Annotated in this window: 20 protein-coding genes; 9 read left to right on the forward strand and 11 right to left on the reverse strand. The window is 70.0% G+C overall.

Annotated elements, in window-relative coordinates:
- Positions 1 to 5: 5 nt before the first annotated feature.
- The 6 genes from hflX to miaA form a co-directional block, all read right to left on the reverse strand.
- Positions 6 to 1499, reverse strand: a complete 1494-nt coding sequence (hflX, locus tag AB0I69_RS44295; protein WP_363101501.1) for a GTPase HflX — start codon at positions 1497 to 1499, stop codon at positions 6 to 8.
- Between the two features lie 122 nt (positions 1500 to 1621).
- Positions 1622 to 3103, reverse strand: coding sequence for a M1 family metallopeptidase (locus AB0I69_RS44300; protein ID WP_363101502.1), 1482 nt, complete (start codon positions 3101 to 3103; stop codon positions 1622 to 1624).
- A gap of 157 nt (positions 3104 to 3260) precedes the next feature.
- Entirely contained in the window at positions 3261 to 5405 is a 2145-nt protein-coding gene (locus tag AB0I69_RS44305; RefSeq protein WP_363101503.1) for an HD domain-containing protein, read from the reverse strand.
- 283 nt (positions 5406 to 5688) lie between these two features.
- Positions 5689 to 6558: a diaminopimelate epimerase gene (gene dapF / locus AB0I69_RS44310; RefSeq protein ID WP_363101504.1), complete on the reverse strand. Its 870-nt coding sequence runs from the start codon at positions 6556 to 6558 to the stop codon at positions 5689 to 5691.
- A gap of 58 nt (positions 6559 to 6616) precedes the next feature.
- On the reverse strand, positions 6617 to 7117 hold the full coding sequence (locus AB0I69_RS44315) for a hypothetical protein (RefSeq protein ID WP_363101547.1): 501 nt from the start codon (positions 7115 to 7117) through the stop codon (positions 6617 to 6619).
- A 108-nt stretch (positions 7118 to 7225) separates the two neighbouring features.
- A complete protein-coding gene (miaA, locus tag AB0I69_RS44320; protein WP_363101505.1) occupies positions 7226 to 8164 on the reverse strand; it encodes a tRNA (adenosine(37)-N6)-dimethylallyltransferase MiaA in 939 nt (312 codons plus the stop codon).
- 183 nt (positions 8165 to 8347) lie between these two features.
- On the opposite strand from miaA, the gene AB0I69_RS44325 reads away from it, so the two are divergent.
- The 3 genes from AB0I69_RS44325 (at position 8348) to AB0I69_RS44335 (ending at position 10262) form a co-directional block, all read left to right on the forward strand.
- Positions 8348 to 8620, forward strand: coding sequence for a hypothetical protein (locus AB0I69_RS44325; RefSeq protein WP_363101506.1), 273 nt, complete (start codon positions 8348 to 8350; stop codon positions 8618 to 8620).
- 23 nt (positions 8621 to 8643) lie between these two features.
- Positions 8644 to 8922, forward strand: a complete 279-nt coding sequence (locus AB0I69_RS44330) for an antitoxin (protein ID WP_363101507.1) — start codon at positions 8644 to 8646, stop codon at positions 8920 to 8922.
- Between the two features lie 437 nt (positions 8923 to 9359).
- Entirely contained in the window at positions 9360 to 10262 is a 903-nt protein-coding gene (locus tag AB0I69_RS44335; RefSeq protein WP_363101508.1) for a carbon-nitrogen hydrolase family protein, read from the forward strand.
- 154 nt (positions 10263 to 10416) lie between these two features.
- On the opposite strand, the gene AB0I69_RS44340 is transcribed toward AB0I69_RS44335, so the two are convergent.
- The 3 genes from AB0I69_RS44340 to AB0I69_RS44350 form a co-directional block, all read right to left on the reverse strand.
- Complete coding sequence (locus AB0I69_RS44340) at positions 10417 to 11130, reverse strand: class III extradiol dioxygenase subunit B-like domain-containing protein (RefSeq protein WP_363101509.1); 714 nt, start codon at positions 11128 to 11130, stop codon at positions 10417 to 10419.
- Between the two features lie 108 nt (positions 11131 to 11238).
- Positions 11239 to 12756, reverse strand: coding sequence for a tRNA (N6-isopentenyl adenosine(37)-C2)-methylthiotransferase MiaB (miaB, locus tag AB0I69_RS44345; protein WP_363101510.1), 1518 nt, complete (start codon positions 12754 to 12756; stop codon positions 11239 to 11241).
- A 62-nt stretch (positions 12757 to 12818) separates the two neighbouring features.
- On the reverse strand, positions 12819 to 13223 hold the full coding sequence (locus AB0I69_RS44350) for a hypothetical protein (protein ID WP_363101511.1): 405 nt from the start codon (positions 13221 to 13223) through the stop codon (positions 12819 to 12821).
- Positions 13224 to 13310: 87 nt separating this feature from the next.
- On the opposite strand from AB0I69_RS44350, the gene AB0I69_RS44355 reads away from it, so the two are divergent.
- Positions 13311 to 14309 (forward strand): TAXI family TRAP transporter solute-binding subunit, encoded by a 999-nt coding sequence (locus AB0I69_RS44355; RefSeq protein WP_363101512.1) that lies wholly within the window; start codon positions 13311 to 13313, stop codon positions 14307 to 14309.
- Positions 14310 to 14351: 42 nt separating this feature from the next.
- On the opposite strand, the gene AB0I69_RS44360 is transcribed toward AB0I69_RS44355, so the two are convergent.
- Positions 14352 to 15764, reverse strand: a complete 1413-nt coding sequence (locus tag AB0I69_RS44360) for a HAMP domain-containing sensor histidine kinase (protein WP_363101513.1) — start codon at positions 15762 to 15764, stop codon at positions 14352 to 14354.
- A 9-nt stretch (positions 15765 to 15773) separates the two neighbouring features.
- Complete coding sequence (locus AB0I69_RS44365) at positions 15774 to 16460, reverse strand: response regulator transcription factor (RefSeq protein WP_363101514.1); 687 nt, start codon at positions 16458 to 16460, stop codon at positions 15774 to 15776.
- A gap of 303 nt (positions 16461 to 16763) precedes the next feature.
- On the opposite strand from AB0I69_RS44365, the gene AB0I69_RS44370 reads away from it, so the two are divergent.
- From AB0I69_RS44370 to AB0I69_RS44390, 5 genes are all read left to right on the forward strand, one after another.
- A complete protein-coding gene (locus AB0I69_RS44370; RefSeq protein WP_363101515.1) occupies positions 16764 to 17540 on the forward strand; it encodes an amino acid ABC transporter ATP-binding protein in 777 nt (258 codons plus the stop codon).
- Between the two features lie 183 nt (positions 17541 to 17723).
- A complete protein-coding gene (locus AB0I69_RS44375; protein WP_363101516.1) occupies positions 17724 to 18566 on the forward strand; it encodes a glutamate ABC transporter substrate-binding protein in 843 nt (280 codons plus the stop codon).
- Positions 18567 to 18617: 51 nt separating this feature from the next.
- A complete protein-coding gene (locus AB0I69_RS44380) occupies positions 18618 to 19286 on the forward strand; it encodes an amino acid ABC transporter permease (RefSeq protein ID WP_363101517.1) in 669 nt (222 codons plus the stop codon).
- On the forward strand, positions 19283 to 20191 hold the full coding sequence (locus AB0I69_RS44385) for an amino acid ABC transporter permease (protein ID WP_363101518.1): 909 nt from the start codon (positions 19283 to 19285) through the stop codon (positions 20189 to 20191). The genes AB0I69_RS44380 and AB0I69_RS44385 overlap by 4 nt, the downstream gene beginning before the upstream one ends.
- Before the next feature lie 175 nt (positions 20192 to 20366).
- The gene (locus tag AB0I69_RS44390; RefSeq protein WP_363101548.1) at positions 20367 to 21962 is read left to right on the forward strand and encodes an FAD-dependent monooxygenase; all 1596 of its coding nucleotides are present in this window, start codon (positions 20367 to 20369) and stop codon (positions 21960 to 21962) included.
- Positions 21963 to 22070 lie beyond the last annotated feature (108 nt).

Genomic DNA, 22070 nt, shown 5'->3' on the forward strand with positions numbered 1-22070 from the left:
ACCCGTCAGGCCAGCGGTGCCGGGACGTACGGCGCGAGATCCGCGGCCAGTTCCTCGTGCACCCGCACCTTGAGCAGCGTGCCCTCCGGGGTGTGTTCCTCGGAGATCACCTCGCCCTCGGAGTGGGCGCGGGCGACCAGCTTGCCGTGGGTGTACGGCACGAGCGCCTCGATCTCGACCGAGGGGCGCGGCAGTTCGTTGTCGATGAGCGCGAGCAGCTCGTCCATGCCCTGGCCGGTGCGGGCCGAGACCGCGATGGAACGCTTCTCGTTCCGCATCAGCCGCTGGAGCGTCAACGGGTCGGCCGCGTCCGCCTTGTTGATCACGACGATCTCGGGCACCTTGGTAGCGCCGACATCCCGGATCACCTCGCGTACGGCGGCCAGTTGCTCCTCCGGGGCCGGGTGCGAACCGTCCACCACGTGCAGGATCAGGTCGGCGTCACCGACCTCCTCCATCGTGGAACGGAAGGCCTCGACCAGGTGGTGCGGCAGGTGCCGGACGAAGCCGACCGTGTCGACCAGTGTGTACAGCCGTCCGCCCGGGGTCTCGGCCCGGCGCACGGTCGGGTCGAGGGTCGCGAACAGCGCGTTCTCGACCAGCACGCCCGCGCCGGTCAGCCGGTTCAGCAGCGACGACTTGCCGGCGTTGGTGTAACCGGCGATCGCGACCGAGGGCACCTTGTGGCGACGGCGCTCCTGGCGCTTGATGTCGCGGCCCGTCTTCATGGCCGCGATCTCCCGGCGCATCTTCGCCATCTTCTCGCGGATACGACGCCGGTCCGTCTCGATCTTGGTCTCACCGGGACCACGGGTGGCGAGGCCGCCGCCCGAGCCGCCGCCCATCTGACGGGACAGCGACTGACCCCAGCCGCGGAGCCTCGGCAGCATGTACTGCATCTGCGCGAGCGCCACCTGCGCCTTGCCCTCACGGGACTTGGCGTGCTGGGCGAAGATGTCGAGGATCAGGGCCGTACGGTCGATGACCTTGACCTTGACGACGTCTTCGAGGTGGATCAGCTGGCCCGGGCTGAGCTCACCGTCGCAGATGACGGTGTCGGCGCCGGTCTCCAGGACGATGTCCCGCAGTTCGTTGGCCTTGCCCGAGCCGATGTAGGTGGCCGCGTCCGGCTTGTCGCGGCGCTGGACGACACCGTCGAGGACGAGGGCGCCCGCGGTCTCCGCGAGGGCCGCCAGCTCGGCGAGCGAGTTGTCCGCGTCCTGGACCGTGCCCGTGGTCCAGACGCCGACGAGTACGACGCGCTCCAGGCGGAGCTGTCGGTACTCGACCTCGGTGACGTCCTCAAGCTCGGTGGAGAGGCCTGCCACGCGGCGCAGGGCCGCGCGCTCGGAGCGGTCGAGCTGGTCGCCGTCCCGGTCTCCGTCGATCTCGTGGCTCCAGGCGACGTCCTCTTCCATCAGGGCATCGGCCCGAAGACCTTCGGGGTAGGCGTGCGCGAAGCGCTCAGTGTCCTGGGAAGGGGAAGAAGAGGAGGTCATTGGGTCCTTACGTCGATGGGAGTCCTGCAAAGGTCATAACGTGCGAGTGCCTCCGGAGATTCCCGGTGGACCGCGCCGCCGACCTGACGATGGTCGCACGGCGCGGATCGCCCGTCACGGCCTTATTTCACGGGTGCCTCGGACTTCCAGTCCGGGTGACCCGGCATCGGCGGGGTCTTCTCGCCGTAGAGCCATGCCTTGAAGAAGCCGCTCAGGTCGCGGCCGGAGATCGCGGAGGCGAGGTCCTCGAAGTCCGCCGTGGTGGCCGTGCCGTCGCGGTGGACGTTCACCCAGGTGCGCTCCAGGCGCTCGAAGGCCGGGCGGCCGATCTCCTGGCGCAGGGCGTAGAGGGCCAGGGCGGCGCCGTCGTAGACGTTGGGGCGGAAGATGCTGATCTTCTGGCCGGGCGCGGGCGCCTTGGGCAGTGCGGGCGGTCCGCCGGCGGCGCGCCAGCCGTCGGAGGCACCGTAGGCCGCCTTCATGCGCGTCTCCATCGGCTTGTGCGCCTTCTCCTGGGCGTACAGCTCCTCGTACCAGGTGGCGTGCCCTTCGTTGAGCCACAGGTCGGACCAGGTGCGGGGGCTGACGCTGTCGCCGAACCACTGGTGGGACAGCTCGTGCACCATGATCGACTCGACGTACCACTTGGGGTAGGCGGGCTCGGTGAAGAGATCTCTCTCGAAGAGAGAGATCGTCTGGGTTTCGAGTTCGAAGCCGGTGGACGCGTCGGCCATGAGCAGCCCGTACGTCTCGAAGGGGTACCGGCCGACCTTGCTCTCCATCCAGGCGATCTGGTCGGGGGTCTTCTTGAGCCACGGTTCGAGCGCCGCGCGGTCCTTGGCGGGTACGACGTCACGCATGGGCAGTCCGTGCGGTCCGGTGCGGTGCAGCACGGCGGAGCGGCCGATGGACACCTGGGCGAGTTCGGTGGCCATGGGGTGCTGGGTGCGGTAGGTCCAGGTGGTGTTCCCGTCGACTTTGTCGACGCCGGTCGGCAGTCCGTTGGCGACGGCCGTGTAGGCGTTGGGCGCGGTGACCCGGATGGTGAACATCGCCTTGTCGGAGGGATGGTCGTTGCACGGGAACACCAGGTGCGCGGCGTCGGCCTGGTTGGCCATGGCGAGCCCGTCCTTGGTGCGCACCCAGCCGCCGTCCTGGCCCTTCGCGGACACGGGGTCGCTGGTGTGCCGCACGGTGATCCGGGTCCAACTGCCCTCGGCCAGCGGCTTCTCGGGCGTGACCACCAGGTCCTCGCCGGCACTGGCGAAGTCGGCGGGCCGCCCGTCGACCTCGACCGAGTCCACGGTGCCGTGCGCGAAGTCGAGGTTGATCCGGTCCAGCGCCTCGGTCGTCCACGCGTCGATGGTGGTGACGGCCCGGAGCGGCTTGCTGTTGGTGCCGGGATAGGTGAAGGCGAGGTCGTACGACGCCACGTCGTAGCCCGGGTTGCCCAGGGTCGGGAACAGGCGGTCACCGACGCCCAGGGGCGTGGGCGGTGCGCTCGCGGCGACGAGGCAGACGGACACGGCGGAGGCGAGCAGGGCCGCCTTCAGCCGTCGGGGAGCCCGGGCGCCGGGCCCGGGGGTGCGGAGGGTGAGCAGCATGCACCACCGCTACCAGCGCGCGCGTGCCGCACGGCGACGACTCGCGCCCGGCCCACTCGAACGGGGTCCTCCGAGGGTCTACGGGGCTCCCGGCGCGCCGGGGCGCGCAGGCCGGGGCGTGGCCCGGGGAACCGGGGCGCGTGGGCCTGCGCGTGTCTCAGAAGGCCGTCGTGTGATGCTGCGCCCGGCTCACGTCGTAGACGCCCGGCACATTGCGCATCGCCCGCATGAGGGCGGGGAGGTGGGCCGCGTCCGGGAGTTGGAGCGTGTAGGTGTGGCGGACGCGCTGCTGGCTCGGGGGTTCGACGGTGGCCGACACGATCTCGGCGCCCTCCAGGGCCATGGCCTCGGTGAGGTCGGCCAGCAGATGAGGGCGGCCGAACGATTCGGCTACCAATGTGACCCGGCATTCGGTGGTGTCGCCCCAGCGCACACCGACCTCCGCGCGCCCCACGCTCTTCATGTGCGCCACCGCGGTGCACTCCACGCGGTGGACGGTCACGACCCCGCCGCGCACCGAGAATCCGGTGACCTCGTCGGGCGGTACGGGAGTGCAGCAGCCCGCGAGCCGTACGGTCGCCCCGGGCTGGTCGACCACGGGCGTGGCGGGGCGGGCGGTGGAGGTGTCCAGGGTCTCTTCGGAGGCGGGGGGCGCCGATCGGACGCTCTGTGCTCCCTCGTCCGTCGCGGCGCCCTCCGCCTCGCCGCTCCCCGGATGGGCCGCCAGCCACCGCTGGATGGCGATCCGGGCGGCGGGCGTGTGCGCGTGCTCCAGCCACTCCCTGGAGGGCTCGGAGGCCGGGTCCTGGCCCATGAGGGGCTGGACGGTGTCGCCATCCCTCAGGACCGTGCTGAGGGTCGCCAGGCGGCCGTTGACGCGGGCGCCGATGCAGGCGTGGGCGTCCTCGCCGTACTGCGCGTACGCGGCGTCCACACAGGTCGCCCCCTCGGGCAGGCCCAGGGTGCCGCCGTCGGGCCGGAACACGGTGATCTCGCGGTCCTGGGCGAGGTCCTCGCGGAGCGTCGACCAGAAGGTGTCGGGGTCGGGCGCGCCCTCCTGCCAGTCGAGGAGGCGGGAGAGCCAGCCGGGCCGGGTGGGGTCGGCGCGCTCGCCGTCGTTCGCGGCCTGTTGCTCCTCCGAAGGAGGAGCGTAGGGATTGCCGAGCGCGATGACGCCGGCCTCGGCGACCTTGTGCATCTGGTGGGTGCGGATGAGGACTTCGACGACCTGGCCGTCCGTGTGGGCGACAGCCGTGTGCAGCGACTGGTACAGGTTGAACTTGGGGACGGCGATGAAGTCCTTGAACTCCGAGACGACGGGCTTGAGGCAGGTGTGCAGTTCGCCGAGGACGCCGTAACAGTCCGCGTCCTCGTTCACCAGCACCAGGAGGCGGCCGAAGTCGGCGCCGCGCAGCCGTCCGCGCTTGCGGGCGACGCGGTGCACGGAGACGAAGTGCCGCGGCCGGATGAGGACTTCGGCCTGGATGTCGGCGTCGCGCAGGACGGTGCGTACCTCGTCGGTGATCTCGGCGAGCGGGTCGTCCGTGCGGGAGGAGTTGTCGACGATCAACTCCCGTGTGTGGTCGTACTCCTCGGGGTGGAGGATCGCGAAGACCAGGTCTTCCAGTTCGGTCTTGAGCGCCTGGACGCCGAGTCGTTCGGCGAGCGGGATGAGGACGTCCCGGGTGACCTTGGCGATGCGGGCCTGCTTCTCGGGACGCATCACACCCAGGGTGCGCATGTTGTGCAGGCGGTCGGCGAGTTTGATCGACATCACGCGGACGTCGCTGCCGGTGGCGACGAGCATCTTGCGGAAGGTCTCCGGCTCGGCCGCGGCGCCGTAGTCGACCTTCTCCAACTTCGTTACGCCGTCGACGAGATAACGCACCTCCGCGCCGAACTCCTCGCCGACCTGATCGAGCGTCACTTCCGTGTCCTCGACGGTGTCGTGGAGCAGAGAGGCCGTCAACGTCGTGGTCTCCGCGCCGAGTTCGGCGAGGATCAGGGTCACCGCGAGGGGGTGTGTGATGTACGGCTCACCGCTCTTGCGCATCTGGCCGCGGTGCGAGGACTCGGCCAGCACCCAGGCGCGGCGCAGCGGTTCGAGATCGGCGTCGGGATAGTGGGCGCGATGCGCCTCGGCGACATGGCCGATGGCGTCGGGCAGCCGGTCGCGGGCGGCGGGGCCGAGCAGAGCGGCCCGGCCGAGCCGGCGCAGGTCGATCCGGGGGCGGGCCTTCCTGCGGGGCACTGTGTTGATCACAGGGCCTGGGCTCGCAGGGTTCGTGGCCTCCGCACTCATGGGCACCTCCGGCTGCTTGACCGGCGGACGGGTGCCCCATGGCGTACTCGGCTCAGGGGATCTTCGATCCCCCGTCCGGGCCGGTGCTTGATGCTACCGAGCCCACCACGTGCGACTGACCGCCTCTCGCCGAGCGTGAAACGGATCACCCATTCGAGCGAAGGTTGGGAGGTTTACGGTTTTGCGCCACGACATAGGAGATCAGCCGTGGTTTCGGGCAGTGCCGGACGCCGGAGACTTCGGATCAGGGCGTCCGGAGCGAACAGGACTGCGATTCACCCGTTCAGCGGATGGCGTTTTCCAGCCACTCCGCGTCGATCTCGCCCTCGGCAACGATCACCGCGGGACCGGTCATCTCGATCTGGCCGTCGGGCCGCTCGGTGATCACCAGCGTTCCACCGGGCACATCGACGGTGTACGTCACGTGCGTCCCGGTGACGGCCGGGTCGGCGCCGTCCCTGCGGGCGGCGGCCACGGCGACCGCGCACGCGCCCGTGCCGCACGAGCGGGTCTCGCCGGCGCCGCGCTCGTACACGCGCATGGCGACGTGCCCGGGGCCTCGGTCGACCACGAACTCCACGTTCACACCGTCCGGGTAGGCGGCGGCCGGGCTGAAGGGCGGCGGGGAGTGCAGGCCTCCCGCGTGCGCGAGGTCGTCGACGAAGGCGACCGCGTGCGGGTTGCCCATGTTCACGTTCCGTGCGGGCCAGCTGCGCCCGCCGATGCTCACCGTGACGTCCCCTTCGGGGAGGCGGGCCCTGCCCATGCCGGTGGTGACGTCACCGTCCTTGGCGATGTGCATGGCCTTCACACCCCCGCGCGTGGCGATCGCGAAGTCACCTTCGGCCACATATCCGGCGCGCTGGAGATAGCGGGCGAACACACGGGTGCCGTTTCCGCACATCTCCGCGATCGACCCGTCGCCGTTGCGGTAGTCCATGAACCACTCCGCCTCGGCCGCCATGTCCCGCGCCTCGGGGTGTGCGGCGGACCGCACCACATGCAGCAGTCCGTCACCGCCGATGCCCGCGCGGCGGTCGCACAGGGCGGCCACGGCGGCCGGGGACAGGTCGATGGCGTTCTCGGGGTCCGGGACGATCACGAAGTCGTTCTCGGTGCCGTGCCCCTTGAGGAAGGCGATCCGCGTGCTCATTCCTCGATCGTACGGGGTGGCTATGACATCCCGACGATCACAGTGACCGCGTCGACGCCTAGCGGAGCCTGGCCACGCGGTACACGGCGAGGACCGCGACCACGCCCACCACCAGGGCGTACGTGATGACGACCCGCCAGTCCGGGCGGCGACCGGAGCCGCGCTGCGGGAAGCCGGGCCAGGTGTAGCCGACCCGGCGGGCGGCCGTCGTGCCCCAGCCGGCCGCGCAGGAGCAGATGAGCAGGCCGAGCATGGCGACCACGGCCCCGCTGTCGCCGAAGTCGAAGGCGAGCGGGAAGGCGAACATCAGGGAGCCGACCGCGGCCAGGGCCACGATGGGGGCGAGCTGCCAGATCCGCAGACGGCGCTGCGGGCGGAGTTCGACCTCGACCTCGGGTCCGGCGAACATCTCGTCGGGTCCGGGACCGTCGGCGGTCACGCCGCCTTGGATCTCGTCCGGGCCGTCCGGGCTCAGCCGGCCGTCGCCCTCTTCCGGTTCACCACGGTCCGCGGTGACCTGCTCGATGCCTTCTGCGGTGTCGCGAGGGCCGGCCTCCATCGCCACGCGCCCTCCCAACTCGGACTCCACTTGGTCGATCGAAGCTCGATGATGGCACGCCCCCGGAGGCCGGAACGGCGGCCGGAGCGTCCCGATGCCATGACGTGATCAGGCTGTGACCGGTCGTTCGACCAACGCCAGTGCCAGGTGCGGAAGTTCTGTGAGATCCGCCGCAGCCCCACTCAACCAGTGCACCCGGGGATCGCGTCTGAACCACGAATCCTGGCGGCGCGCGAAGCGCTTGGTGGCACGCACGGTCTCCGTGCGCGCCTCCTCTTCCGTGCACTCCCCCGCGAGCGCCGCGAGCACCTGCTGATAGCCGAGCGCACGGGACGCCGTGACCCCCTCGCGCAGGCCGCGCGCCTCCAGCGCCCGCACCTCGTCCACGAGCCCCGCGTCCCACATCCGGTCGACCCGGCGCGCGATGCGCTCGTCGAGTTCGGGGCGTGCCACGTCGACGCCGATCTGGACGGTGTCGTAGACCGAGTCGTGGCCGGGGAGGTTGGCGGTGAAGGGCTTGCCGGTGATCTCGATGACCTCCAGGGCCCGGACGATACGGCGGCCGTTGCTGGGCAGGATCGCGTGCGCGGCCTCGGGGTCGGCGGCGGCCAGGCGGGCGTGCAGGGCGCCGGAGCCACGCAGGGCGAGCTCCTCCTCCAGGCGGGCCCGGACCTCGGGGTCGGTGCCGGGGAATTCCAGGTTGTCGACCGCCCCGCGCACGTACAGCCCGGAGCCGCCGACCAGGATCGGCCAGCGGCCCTCGGCGAGCAGGGCGTCGATGCGCTCGCGGGCGAGCCGCTGGTACTCGGCGACGGACGCCGTGACCGTCACGTCCCAGATGTCCAGGAGGTGGTGCGGGATGCCGCCCCGCTCCTCGGGCGTCAGCTTGGCGGTGCCGATGTCCATCCCTCGGTAGAGCTGCATGGAGTCGGCGTTGACGACCTCGCCACCTAGGCGCTGGGCCAGGAAGACGCCCAGATCGGACTTTCCGGCCGCGGTCGGTCCGACGACGGCGATGACTCGGGGGGTGGGGGGTGCGCTGCTCACGTTCCCAGTCTCGCAAACGTCGGACCCTCCCCTCGAACGAGTTACGTGACAGCACGCGCGCGGGGTCGTTGCCCGTTGCGAGATGTCCCGCCGCCGGTTTCCGGAGGCGGTGACCCGGGCGACGCAAACGGACGCACCGGGCTACGCGGGATTTCGCCCGCACGAGTAACGTATGGAGTGGATATGGGCGTTTTTGACCGGCTTCTTCGGAGGTCGAAGGCTACGGAGGAGGCGTCGACCGCCGAAGCGCAGGCCGACGCGCAGACGGCCGAGGCCCTGACGGCCGAAGCGGCGGACGAGGTGTCGGAGACCGAGGCGGGGGTCCAGGAAGCGGCGGAGACGACGGCGACGGAGGCCGTCGGGGCCGCGGACGGCGTCGACGGCGTCGAGATCCCCAAGCAGCAGTCCGCCGAAGAGGCCGCCGACAACGAGGCCGGTGAAAGCGCCCGCACGTAACCGCCCCGCATGGAAGGTGAACCATGGGTCTGATGGACAGTTTGAAGGCCAGACTCGCCCCGGCGAAGGACAAGGTCTCGGGCCTCGCGCAGCAGCACGGAGGCAAGATCGAGAACGGCCTGGACAAGGCCGCGAAAATGGTCGACGAGAAGACCAAGGGCAAGTACAGCGACAAGATCCAGTCAGGCACGGGCAAGGCCAAGGACGCCATGGACCGCCTCGCGCACAAGGACGACACGGGAAGCACCGGGACGGAGGGCGGCGGCACCACACCGCCGGACTCACCCCCGCCTGCCACCTGAACGGCACCTGCACATCGATCGGCGGACGGCCGCGGAGCACTTGGCTCCCGGCCGTCCGCCGTTTCGTCGAAGGGAGGCCCGGAGGAGCGCGTCCAGTTCGGGAGAGGGCTGTTCGTACGGTCCGCCGGACAGGTTGAAGGACGTTGACGGAGTCGGTGGGCGACGGCATGATGACCGACTGCGTGGCCTACGCCGAACCTCCCACGACCGTCCCCAGCACGGTCTCCCCCGGAGGCAAAGGGACCAGCGTCTCAGGTCGTTGTCGCAGCCCGATCGCCTCGGGCGAGGTTGCTGGGGAGCCGTCGTCCAAGGCGTGGAAGGCCGCGATGACAGCCCGCAGGAACTTCAAGCGCCAGGTGCGCGCACGCGCCGCCAAGACCGGCGAGTCCTACACGTCTGCCCTCCGGCACTTCCGCCCGACTCCATCAGGAGACGTCATGTCGGAAGCCAGGAACCCCAAGAGCGTGCGGATCGCCGTAGCGCAGACCCCCGTACGCGAAGACCCCCGAGACGTCGACGCGCTGCGCGAGAGCGGCCGTCAGGTCCGAGCTCTGATGCGTGAGGCCAGTGACCGGGGCGCGCGGATCGTGCACTTCCCGGAAGGCGCGATCTGCTTCCCGCACAAGCTCGTCATGTCCGTCGACGGCCCGGACGCGGTCGGCCCGGCGGACTGGGATCGATGCCAATGGCCGGTGCTCCGTTCGGAGTTGGCCGCCATCACCGAGTTGGCCCGCGAGCTGCGGCTGTGGACGGTGATCGCCTCGGTGCACCGCCTGACCGAGCCGAACCGCCCGCACAACAGCCTCTACGTCATCTCCGATCGCGGCGAGGTCGTCACACGCTACGACGAGCGTCTGCTGTCGAAGACGAAGGTCTCGTACATGTACTCGCCGGGCGTCTCACCGGTGACCTTCGACGTCGACGGTGTCCGCTTCGGCTGCCTGCTCGGCATGGAGGTCCACTACCCGGAGTTGTTCGCCGAATACGAGGAGCTGGACGTCGACTGCGTCCTGTTCTCCACAAGCGGCACCTCGGGCAACACCACCGCCCAAGCGCAGGGTCACGCCGCGGTCAACAGCTACTGGGTCAGCTTGTCGGTGCCCACACAGCACAGCGCCAAGGCACCGTCCGGAATCATCGCCCCCAACGGCGACTGGCTTGAGCGGTGCCCCGCGGACGACTCGCCGTCGGTGGCGGTCGTGAACCTCGACGACAGTTCCGAGGCCGCCGCCGAATCGGTGACCTACGGGCGTCCTTGGCGTCGTGAGGCGCGCGCGGGCGTCTACACCGAGCACCAGGTGACCGACCCGCGCAGCGAAGACCGGACAGCGGCCTTCTAGCGCGGCGGCAGAAACAGAATCCGAGGGGTTCGCGGGTACGGGAGGGCTCCCGCGCCGCGAGCCCCTCGGATGGCGAGCCGCTGGGGCAACCGGACCGTTGTCGGCGGCCGGGCCCCGGAGCTCCAAAGCCGGACGGGAACCGGGAGGACGACGCCTACGACCAGGTCGCGACCACGTACCCGACCCCGTACGGCGCGTCCTCGTACAGCAGCGCGCCGCCGAGGTCCGTGCCCTCCGCCGCGCCCGCGAGCACCTGCCAGGGGGCGCGGCCGGAGGCCTTCAGTTCGTACGCCAGCTCGGCGTCCAGCGCCTTGAGGGCCGGCACGTCCGCCGCCCCCAGCGCACGCGCGACCTCCGCGTCGAAGGGTGCCGCCCGCTCGTCGAGATAGCCCGGCGCCTTGAGCGTCCGGCACGCGCTGGCGTCGCCCATCACCAGCAGCGCGACCCGCTCGGCCTGCGCGACGATGTCCCTCCCGACTTCAATACACCGCTCAGCCGCGAGAGGTTCCCCCACACCGAGTCCCTCGATCGGGGCGTCGGACCACCCGGTCCGCTCCAGCAGCCATGCGGCGACGGCGAGGGAGGGCGGAAGTTCACGCTCCGACGCCGCGGCCCTGTCCCGGCCGAGCCGTACGTCGAGATCCACTCCGAAGCCGCGGAACGAACCCCGGGTGCCCTCGGGATGCGGCCCGCGCCCGCTCTGTTCGGCGGGTCCGACGACCACCAGCCGGTCGGGCCGGGCGGCAGCGAGCACCCCCAGTGCATCGGTGCACGCGGCACGCGCGGCGGCCAGCTCGGACGCGGCGCCGACGGCGACATCGGGGACGAGGAGCGGCGGACAGGGGCAGACGGCAGCGGCTACGAGCATGGCCGGAACACTAACAAGGCACACCGACAAGTCCGCCGACAATCCACATGGCCACGCGACCACATGGCCACACGGTGGACTCGACGTCACTCAGCAGATCGCAGCGCCTCAGTCGCAGCCACAGCCGCTCCCCGTGGCGACCGGCTGCGGCGCGGGCGCGCCGATCTTCGGCAGGCCCAGCATCACACCGGCCGGCTTGGCGGCCTCGGCCGCGTTCCGCTTCTCCCAGGCGTCACCCGCGCGCGTGGGACGCACGTTCAGGGTGGGGCCCTCGGCGAGGAGGTGGTGCGGGGCGGCGTAGGTGACCTCGACCGTCACCACGTCCCCGGGGCGGACGTCCTGGTCCGGCTTGGTGAAGTGGACGAGGCGGTTGTCGGGGGCGCGCCCGGAGAGGCGGTGGGTGGCGCCGTCCTTGCGGCCCTCGCCCTCGGCGACCATCAGCTCCAGGGTGCGGCCGACCTGCTTCTTGTTCTCGTCCCAGGAGATCTCCTCCTGGAGGGCGACGAGACGCATGTAGCGCTCCTGGACGACCTCCTTGGGGATCTGGTTCTCCATGGTCGCGGCCGGGGTGCCGGGTCGCTTGGAGTACTGGAACGTAAACGCTTGCGCGAAGCGGGCCTCCCGGACCGCGTGCATCGTCTGCTCGAAGTCCTCCTCGGTCTCGCCGGGGAAGCCCACGATGATGTCGGTGGTGATGGCGGCGTGCGGGATGGCCGCGCGGACCTTGTCGATGATCCCCAGGTAGCGCTCCTGGCGGTAGGACCGGCGCATCGCCTTCAGGATCGGGTCGGAGCCGGACTGCATCGGCATGTGCAGCTGCGGCATCACGTTCGGCGTCTCGGCCATCGCGGCGATGACGTCGTCGGTGAAGTCTCGCGGGTGCGGGGAGGTGAACCGGACCCGCTCCAGGCCCTCGATGGTCCCGCAGGCCCGCAGCAGCTTGCTGAAGGCCTCGCGGTCGCCGATGTCGGAGCCGTACGCGTTGACGTTCTGGCCGAGCAGCGTGATCTCGGAGACGCCCTCGCCGACCAGAGCCTCGATCTCGGCGAGGATGTCGCCGGTGCGGCGGTCCTTCTCCTTGCCGCGCAGCGCCGGGACGATGCAGAAGGTGCACGTGTTGTTGCAGCCGACGGAGATCGACACCCAGGCCGCGTAGGCGCTCTCGCGCCGGGTCGGCAGCGTCGAGGGGAAGGCCTCCAGGGACTCCGCGATCTCGACCTGCGCCTCTTCCTGCACGCGTGCGCGTTCCAGCAGGACCGGCAGCTTGCCGATGTTGTGCGTGCCGAAGACGACGTCCACCCAGGGCGCCTTCTTCACGATGGTGTCGCGGTCCTTCTGCGCGAGGCAGCCACCGACGGCGATCTGCATCCCGGGACGCTTGGTCTTCATCGGGGCGAGCCGGCCGAGGTTGCCGTAGAGCCGGTTGTCGGCGTTCTCGCGGACGGCGCAGGTGTTGAAGACGACGACGTCCGCGTCCCCGTCCGAACCCTCGGGCGCGCGCACATAACCGGCACCTTCCAGGAGACCGGAGAGCCGCTCGGAATCGTGAACGTTCATCTGGCACCCATAAGTGCGCACTTCGTACGTTTTGACGTCCACTGCCCCGCTCCGGTCACCGCTGCTCATGTGACAAGGGTAGGCGGTGCCGGGAGTGGCTCTTTCTGCGGCCGAAAACGCCGTGGCTCATGTCACTCGTCGCCCGCGCGCCACCCCTGCTCGCGCAGCACCCCGGACACGTCCGGCACCTCGTAGTGCTCCCCCTTGAGCACCTTGCCGTCGGTTCGGCGGGCAATCTGGCCGTCCGGGCCGATCTTGGTCATGTTCGAGCGGTGAACCTCGGCGATCACCGCGTCGAGGTCGATCCCGTGGACGAGGGCCGTGCCGTACGCGACGTAGACGACGTCGGCCAGCTCGTGCGCCAGCCGGTCGAGGGGGCCGATCACCGAGACCTCGGCGACCTCCGCGGCCTCTTCGGCGAGCAGTTCGCCTCGGTGGGCGGCCAGGTCGGGGGCGACCTCAGTGGGTGTCGTACGGGCGTCGAGACCGAAGGTCAGGTGGAATTCGCGGACCAGGTCGGCGGGCGAAGAACTCATGCCCCGACCCTAACGGCCGCCACTGACACCCCTGCCCGCGAGCCGGACCCTGGTCAGTACCGCGTAGGGGCTGGCAGGATCGCGCGCATGCTCAAGGTGTTCTCCCGTATCAGCAGGCGCCGGGCCCTGCAGGGCGCGGCGGCCGGCTTCGTCGCGTTCGGGCTGCTGCTGTGGTGGCTGCTGCCCCTGGGCGACGAACCGCCGACCGGGACGATCACCTTCAGCACCGGGACACGCCTCGGGGTCTACCAGGAGTACGGCAAGCTGCTGCGCACGGAGCTCGACAAGGACATGCCTGGTCTCAAGGTGAAGCTGGTGAACAGCGCCGGGTCGCAGGAGAACGTCGCGCGCGTGGCGACTGGCCACGCCGACTTCACCATCGCCGCGGCCGACGCGGTGGAGACGTACCGACTGGACGGCAAGCCCGGTGCCACCGGGCTGCGCGGGGTCGCGCGGTTGTACGACGACTACGTCCAGCTCATCGTGCCGCGTGACTCGGGCATCGACTCGGTCGCCGACCTGCGCGGCAAGCGGGTGGCCATAGGGGCGGCCCGCTCGGGTGTGCGGCTCATCGCGAACCGGGTGCTCACGGCGGCCGGTATCGACCCGAAGAAGGAGATCACGCCGGTGGCGGCCGGCATCGACACCGGACCGGACCTGCTCAAGCGGGGCAAGATCGACGCCTTCTTCTGGTCCGGCGGGCTGCCGACGGACGGCCTGAAGGATCTCGCCGCCCACTACTCGTTCAAGTTCGTGCCGATCGAGGCCTCCCTCGTCGCGAAGATGCACGAGCAGGGCGACGCCACCCGCTACTACCGCGCCACCAACATGCCGGAGTCGGCCTACCCCAGCATCCAGCGCGGGTTCACCGTGCCGACGATCGCCGTGTCCAACCTGCTGATGACCCGCAAGGACCTCAGCCCCAGGCTCACCGAGTGGATCACCAAGACCGTGATCAAGAGCCGGGACGGCATCGGCGCGCACGTGCACTCCGCGCAGCTCGTGGACCTGCGTACGGCGATCTACACCGACCCCCTGGTCCTGCACGAGGGCGCCCGGCGCTACTACCGCTCCGTGAAGCCGTAGGAGCGCTCAACCCGTGGGCCCGTGCGGGCCGTTGACGCCCCCTCAGGCCGTCGGCGCGCTCCTGGGTACCGACACGGTCACGCGCAGCCCGTGCGGCTCGTGGTGGTCGTACGTGAGGGAACCGCCGCCCGCGGCCAGCAGGACCTGGGAGATGGACAGGCCGAGGCCGGAGCCGTTGATGTTCTGGTGGCGGCCGCTGCGCCAGAAGCGGTCGCCGACGCGGGCGAGTTCCTCCTCGGTGAGGCCCGGGCCGCGGTCCGTGACGACGACGGTCGTGGTGTCGCCGTTCGACGCGACCGTCACCTCGACGGACTCGTCCTCGGGCGTGAACTTCACCGCGTTGTCGATCACCGCGTCCAGGGCGCTGGACAGCGTGACCGGGTCGGCCCAGGCCGTGGTGGGCGGGCAACTGCCCACCAGGCGCACGCCCTTGGCCTCGGCGGTCGGTGACCAGGCCGCGACGCGCTCGGCGGTGAGCGCGCCGATGTCGGTGATCCTGAGGTCCGCGTCGGCGTGTTCGGCCAGTGCCAGGTCGAGCAGGTCGTCCAGGACCTGGGTCAGACGCTTGCCCTCGGTGCGGACCGAGGCGATCTCGTCATTGTCCTCCGGCAGTTCGAGCGCGAGCAGTTCGATGCGCAGCAGCAGCGCCGAGAGCGGGTTGCGCAACTGGTGCGAGGCGTCGGCGACGAAGGCGCGCTGCTGCTCCAGCACGTCCTCGACGTTGTCCGCCATCTCGTTGAACGAGCGGGCCAGGCGCTGAAGTTCCGGCGGTCCGCCGGCGGGTGCGACGCGGGACTTGAGGCGTCCGGTGGCGATGTCGTGGGTGGTGGCGTCGAGGATCCGTACGGGCCGCAGGACCCAGCCGGTCAGCCGTAGGGCCGCGCCGACGGCCAGCAGCATCGCGCCGATCTCACCGGCGCCGATCGTCAGCCAGCCGCGCAGGGTCCGTGAACGCATCGGACCGGTGGGCGAGTCGGTGACCACGACCGCGATGACGTCGCCGTCACGGATGACCGGGGAGGCGACCACCAGGCGGTGACGCTGCCAGGGCCAGACCTGCTCCGGGTCGTGGCTGCGGCGGCTGAGGAGCGCCTCGTCGAACGCGTCGCGCACCTCACCGGTCCTGGGCAGCAGGAAGTCGTCCGGCGCGTTCGCCATGGAGGTGTCGGTGCGGTAGAAGACGCCCGCGCGGATGCCGTAGACCTCGTAGTAGCTGGCGAGTTCACGGTCCAGGGTCTGCTGGCGCTCGTCCGGGACCGTGGTGGCGGGGCGCGACCCTGTGGGCGCGTCAGTGACGAACTGGGCGAGTGCCGCGAACCGCGCGGTGTCGTCGATACGGTCGACGATCACCTTCTGCTGCTGCGCCCTGGCGACGCTGATGGCGAGCGGGACGCCCAGCGCGAGCAGGACGGCCGCCATCAGGACGATGAGCAGCGGGAGGAGACGTGTACGCACCCGTGCCCGCTACGCGGCCGGGGCGACGAGCCGGTAGCCGACGCCTCGTACGGTCTCGATCAGCGCGGGCATCCGCAGCTTGGCGCGCAGGGACGCGACATGCACCTCAAGGGTGCGTCCCGTGCCCTCCCAACTGGTGCGCCACACCTCGCTGATGATCTGCTCCCGCCGGAAGACCACCCCCGGGCGCTGCGCCAGCAGCGCCAGCAGGTCGAACTCCTTGCGGGTCAGTTGGACGACCGAACCGTCCACGCTGACCTGGCGGGTGGGCAGTTCGATGCGCACCGGGCCGAGCAGCAGCGCGGTGTCGCCGTCGCCGCTCGCGTCCTCGTGCACGCTGCGCCGGCTGACGGCGTGGATGCGGGCCAGAAGCTCCCCGGTGTCGTACGGCTTCACCACGTAGTCGTCGGCTCCGAGGTTGAGGCCGTGGATGCGGGAGCGTACGTCGGAGCGGGCGGTGACCATGATCACCGGAGTGCTGGTGCGTTTGCGGATCTTGCCGCAGACCTCGTAGCCGTCCTGGTCGGGCAGGCCGAGGTCGAGGAGGACGACACCGAAGCCGTCGCTCTCGGGGACGAGTGCCTGGAGGGCCTCCTCGCCGCTGCGGGCATGGGTGACGTCGAAGCCGTGCCGCGCCAGAACCGCGGACAGAGCGGCGGCGACATGGTTGTCGTCCTCGACGAGGAGCAGTCTCATCCCGGCCCCCTCCGGTTCATCGTTCGTATGGTCTCGGGCTGTACGAAAGCACGTCTCACGCGCGCGTGCACCCAGGCAGTCACGCTGATGGACGAAGACGCCGTCAAGCGGGTTCCGGTTGCGTCCGGCTTCCGTTACCCACCCGGTACGCGCCCCACCCGGTACGCGTCCCGCGACAAGTGCTACGACACGTGTCCGATTGCTATCCGATCGTGATGCTCAGATCTCGCTCAGATGTGATGACGCTGGTCGTAGGGCCTCACTACTGTCCTCCGCAACCGAGGAGGACGGAGCCAGCAAGCGATGACCAAAGTATCGGTGGCCAAGGAAGACGTGGTCGCGACCGGCGAACTGGTCGTCCTGAAGAGCGTCAACAAGCACTTCGGCGCGTTGCACGTACTCCAGGACATCGACCTGACGATCGCCCGCGGCGAGGTCGTCGTGGTGATCGGACCTTCCGGATCCGGAAAGTCCACCCTGTGCCGCACCATCAACCGGCTGGAGACGACCGACTCCGGCACGATCGAGATCGACGGCAAGCCGCTGCCCCAGGAGGGCAAGGAGCTGGCCCGGCTGCGCGCCGACGTCGGGATGGTCTTCCAGTCCTTCAACCTCTTCGCGCACAAGACCGTGCTGGAGAACGTGATGCTGGGCCAGGTCAAGGTCCGCAAGGCCGACAAGAAGCAGGCCGAGGAGAAGGCCCGCGCCCTGCTCGACCGGGTCGGCGTGGCCACCCAGGCGGACAAGTACCCGGCCCAGTTGTCCGGCGGCCAGCAACAGCGCGTCGCCATCGCGCGGGCGCTGGCCATGGACCCCAAGGTGATGCTCTTCGACGAGCCGACCTCGGCCCTCGACCCGGAGATGATCAACGAGGTCCTGGAGGTCATGCAGCAGCTGGCCCGCGACGGGATGACGATGATCGTCGTCACCCACGAGATGGGCTTCGCCCGTTCGGCCGCCAACCGAGTGGTGTTCATGGCCGACGGCCGCATCGTCGAAGAGGCCGTGCCGGACCAGTTCTTCAGCAACCCGCGCAGCGACCGGGCCAAGGACTTCCTGTCGAAGATCCTGCACCACTGACGATCAGCGCCGACGACCACTGACGATCAGCCACGCACGCTGACACACCGCTACAGCCAGCCACTGGCGGCCCGCCGACGACGGGCGGCCGCCGACTGCCGCTGGGGGCCCCGCACGCCCTCAGGGCCCCTGTCACGCGCCCTGACGGGCCCTCATCTCCTCACCAGCCAAAGGATGTTCCTCATGAAGCTCCGCAAGGTCACTGTCTTCGCGACCACCGCGCTCGTCCTCTCGCTCGCCGCGACGGCCTGCGGGAGCAGCGACAGCAACGACTCCGGTTCGGGCTCCAGCGGCGGCGGCAAGATCAAGGTCGGCATCAAGTTCGACCAGCCGGGCCTCGGCCTGAAGCAGCCGGACGGGACGTACGCCGGCTTCGACGTGGACGTGGCGACCTATGTGGCCGGGCAGCTCGGCTACAAGCCCAGCCAGATCGAGTGGGTCGAGACCAAGAGCGCCGACCGTGAGAACGCGCTGGCGCGCGGCGACGTCAAGTTCATCGCGGCCACGTACTCGATCACCGACGAGCGCAAGCAGAAGGTCGACTTCGCCGGCCCCTACCTGCTGGCCCACCAGGACCTCCTTCTCAAGAAGGACTCCACGATCTCCAAGGGCACGGACCTCAACGGCAAGAAGCTGTGTTCCGTGACCGGCTCCACCTCGGCGCAGAACATCCAGAAGTCGATCGCCCCGAAGGCCAACCTCCGTGAGTACAGCGGCTATTCGGAGTGCATCGCCGGCCTGCAGAGCGGTGCCGTGGACGCGGTGACCACCGACGACTCGATCCTCGCGGGCTTCGCCGCGCAGGACAAGTACAAGGGCCAGTTCAAGCTCGCCGGCCTCAAGCTCAGCAACGAGAACTACGGCATCGGCGTCAAGAAGGGCGACTCCGCGACCGTCACCAAGATCAACACCGCGCTGGAGAAGATGGTCAGCAGCGGCGCCTGGCAGACGGCGGTCACCAAGAACCTCGGCCCGGCCGACTACAAGAACGAGGCCGCCCCGAAGATCGGCACCATCGTCAAGTAACCCGAGAAAACACCGGTAAGGCAGGCCCCATACCCGGAAGCGCGGGAGATCGTGTTCGACTTTCTTCAAGGTTATGACGTCCTCGGGGCGTTCTGGATGACGGTGAAACTGACCGCCCTCTCCGCCCTCGGCTCCCTGGTCTGGGGCACGCTGCTGGCCGGGATGCGGGTCAGCCCGGTCCCACTGATGCGTGGTTTCGCGACCTTCTATGTCAACACCGTCCGGAACATCCCCCTGACGGTCATCATCGTCTTCTCCTCGCTCGGTCTCGCCGACATCTTCGGCGTCACCATGGGCGCGTCCGACGACTTCAAGGTGCAGGGTTTCCGGCTGGCACTGCTCGGATTCGTGGCGTACCACGCGGCCTTCGTCTGTGAGGCGGTGCGCTCCGGCATCAACACGGTGCCCGTCGGACAGGCGGAGGCGGCCCGCGCCATCGGGCTGAGCTTCAGTCAGGTGCTGCGGATCATCATCCTTCCGCAGGCGTTCCGCGCGGTCATCACACCGCTGGCCAACGTACTGATCGCGCTGACCAAGAACACCACCGTGGCCGCCGCGATCGGTGTCGCCGAGGCGGCCGCCCTGATGAAGACGATGATCGAGAACGAGGCCCAGACGATCGCCATCGGCGCGGTCTTCGCATTCGGCTTCGTGGTACTGACCCTGCCCACCGGCCTCCTCCTCGGCTGGCTGGGCAAGCGACTGGCGGTGAAGCGATGACCTCCGTCCTCTACGACGCGCCCGGCCCCCGCGCCAAGCGGCGCAACGTGATCTTCTCGGTCGTGTTCTTCGTCCTGCTCGCCCTCTTCTTGTGGTGGATCTGGCAGACGATGCACGACAAGGGCCAGCTGAAGTGGGCCCTGTGGCAGCCGTTCACCACGTCGGACGCCTGGACGACGTATCTGCTGCCCGGCCTGGGCACCACCCTGAAGGCCGCCGCGCTCTCCATGCTGATCGCCCTCCCTCTGGGCGCGCTGTTCGGCATCGCCCGGATGTCCGACCATCGGTGGGTGCGCATCCCGGCCGGCGTGGTGGTCGAGTTCTTCCGGTCGATCCCGGTCCTGCTGATGATGCTGTTCGCGAACGAGTTCTATGTCCGCTCCACGAGCATCGGCAGCGAGGAACGGCCCCTGTACGCCGTCGTCACCGGCCTGGTGCTCTACAACGCCTCGGTGCTCGCCGAGATCGTACGGGCGGGCATCCTGTCCCTCCCCAAGGGGCAGACGGAGGCCGCGTACGCGGTCGGGCTGCGCAAGGGCCAGACGATGACGAGCATCCTGCTCCCGCAGTCCGTCACCGTCATGCTGCCGGCGATCGTCAGCCAGCTCGTGGTGATCGTGAAGGACACCGCTCTGGGCGGCGTGATGCTGGGCCTCACCGAGCTGCTCAACTCGCGCAGCACCCTCGCGGCCAACTACGCCAATGTGGTGGCGAGCTTCATCGTCGTCGGGATCATCTACATCCTCCTGAACCTCGTTCTCACCACCTTCGCGAGCTGGCTGGAGCGCAGGCTGCGGCGCAGCAAGAAGAGCACGGGCGCGACCGTCGCCCTCGAAGACGCCACCGGGCTCAACCCCGCGCAGGTGGGGGGCAGTTTCGGAACCGGCGCCGGCGGCACGATCTGATGATCGGTCAATTGGCGTGAACGACACGGAGGCAGTGGCATGATCGCCACTGCCTCCGTCACTTGACGCAAGCACCGGCAATGGGTTGCATACGTTCTGTGATCGTGCACCCTGCTCCAACTTCCTGTTCACATGCGTCCCTGAGGACACCGTCATGGGCAGGAGGCGCCGCACCGTGGACCCGGTGATCATCGTCGGAGCGGGGCCCGTGGGGCTCACGCTCGCCCTGGCGCTGGCGCGGCAGGAGGTGCCCTCCGTCGTCCTCGACGAGGGCCCGGGCAAGGACGAACCGCGCCCGGCGCGCACCATCGTCCTGCGCGAGGACACCGCGGCGCTGCTGGAGCGGCTGACCGGCGCGCCGCTCGCCGAGCTCGGATCGCACTGGGCCGGATGGCGGTCGATGCGGCGCAAGCAGGTGATGCGCGAGATCACGTTCGACGGGACCGAACCCGCTCCGCTGCACATCGCCCAGCACGTGCTCACCGGCGCCCTGCGTCATGCGCTCGCGGGCGAACGGCTCGTGAAGATCTCCGTGGACAACCGCCTCGACTCGGTCGAACAGGAGTCCTCGGGCGTCACCGCGCACACCCGCGGCCCCAAGGGCACCTGGTGGCGCGGCAGTTACCTGGTCGGCTGCGACGGCCCGCGCTCCACCGTCCGCAAGCTCCTGGACATCCGTTTCCCCGGCCGTACGGCGGTGGAGCGACACGCCGTGGCCGCGCTGCGCACGGAACTTCCGTGGCCCGACGAGGCGTTGTTGCATCGGGCGCCGCCGTGGCGGACGTCGGGACCCTCGGCCGGGGAGGTCACCGGACGCCCCCTCCCCGACGGCGTGTGGCGCCTGGACTGGCTGCTGCCCCCGGGCAAGGACCTGGTCACGCCCGAGCTGCTGCTCGCCCGCATCCGGGAGACCCTCGCAGGCTGGACCGACGGGTCGACACCGCCGTACGAACTGCTCGACACCGGAGTGCACACCGTGCACCACCGGCTGGCGCGCCGTTGGCGGGTGGGGCGGGTGTTTCTCGCCGGGGACGCGGCGCATCTGCTGGGGGCGCTCGGGACGCAGGGGCTGGACGAGGGGCTGCGGGACGCCGACAACCTCGCCTGGAAGCTGGCGTCGGCCTGGCACCACGGGCCGCACGAGGCGCTGCTCGACAGCTATCAGGCGGAGCGGCGGGCGGTCGTCGCGGCCCGGCTGCGCGCCGCCGACCAGGCGCTGCCGCTGGTGCGCGGCGGCGCCGGGCTGCGTGCGGTCGTACCCGGCTCGGCACGCGGCCACGACTCACTGCTCACGGACGGTCACTTGGGTCGCGGCCCACTCGGTGCGCCGGGGGCGTACGCCGACTCGCCGCTCGCGCCCCGGCACCTGGAGGGAGAGGTCCCCGTCGACACCCTGCCCGGTGCGCCGGTCGCCGATGTCCTGGTCACCGCGGAGGACGGCTCCTTCGTACGGCTGCGGGACCGCCTCGGGCGCGGTTCCCTGCTGGTCGTGCTGGTCGCGCCGGGCACGGGCGTGTGGGAGCGCAAGCACTGGGTGACCGCCGGGGTCATGCCACGTCTGGCCGCCGCGGTGACGGCGCTGCCGCACCCGGCCGAGCTGCTGGTCGCCGAGAGCTACCCGGGCGCCGCGGCCCACACCGTCCTGCTCGTCCGGCCCGACGGCCACCTGGTCACCGCGCTGAGCGGGGTGCGCCCGGCCGACCTGTACGCGGCGGCCGAGGCGGCCCTGGGCGGCCCGGCTAAGACGGAGGCCACGGCCGGCTCGCGCTGAGGCCTCCCTGTCCAAACTGTCCACATAGTGACGCTGAGTTGACCGGTACGCACCGCCGTGCTGTACTCCGGATCGTGACCAACACCTCTGTCCACCTGTGGCGGAAGG

This window comes from Streptomyces sp. NPDC050508 (assembly GCF_040655155.1).
Taxonomy (GTDB): domain Bacteria; phylum Actinomycetota; class Actinomycetes; order Streptomycetales; family Streptomycetaceae; genus Streptomyces.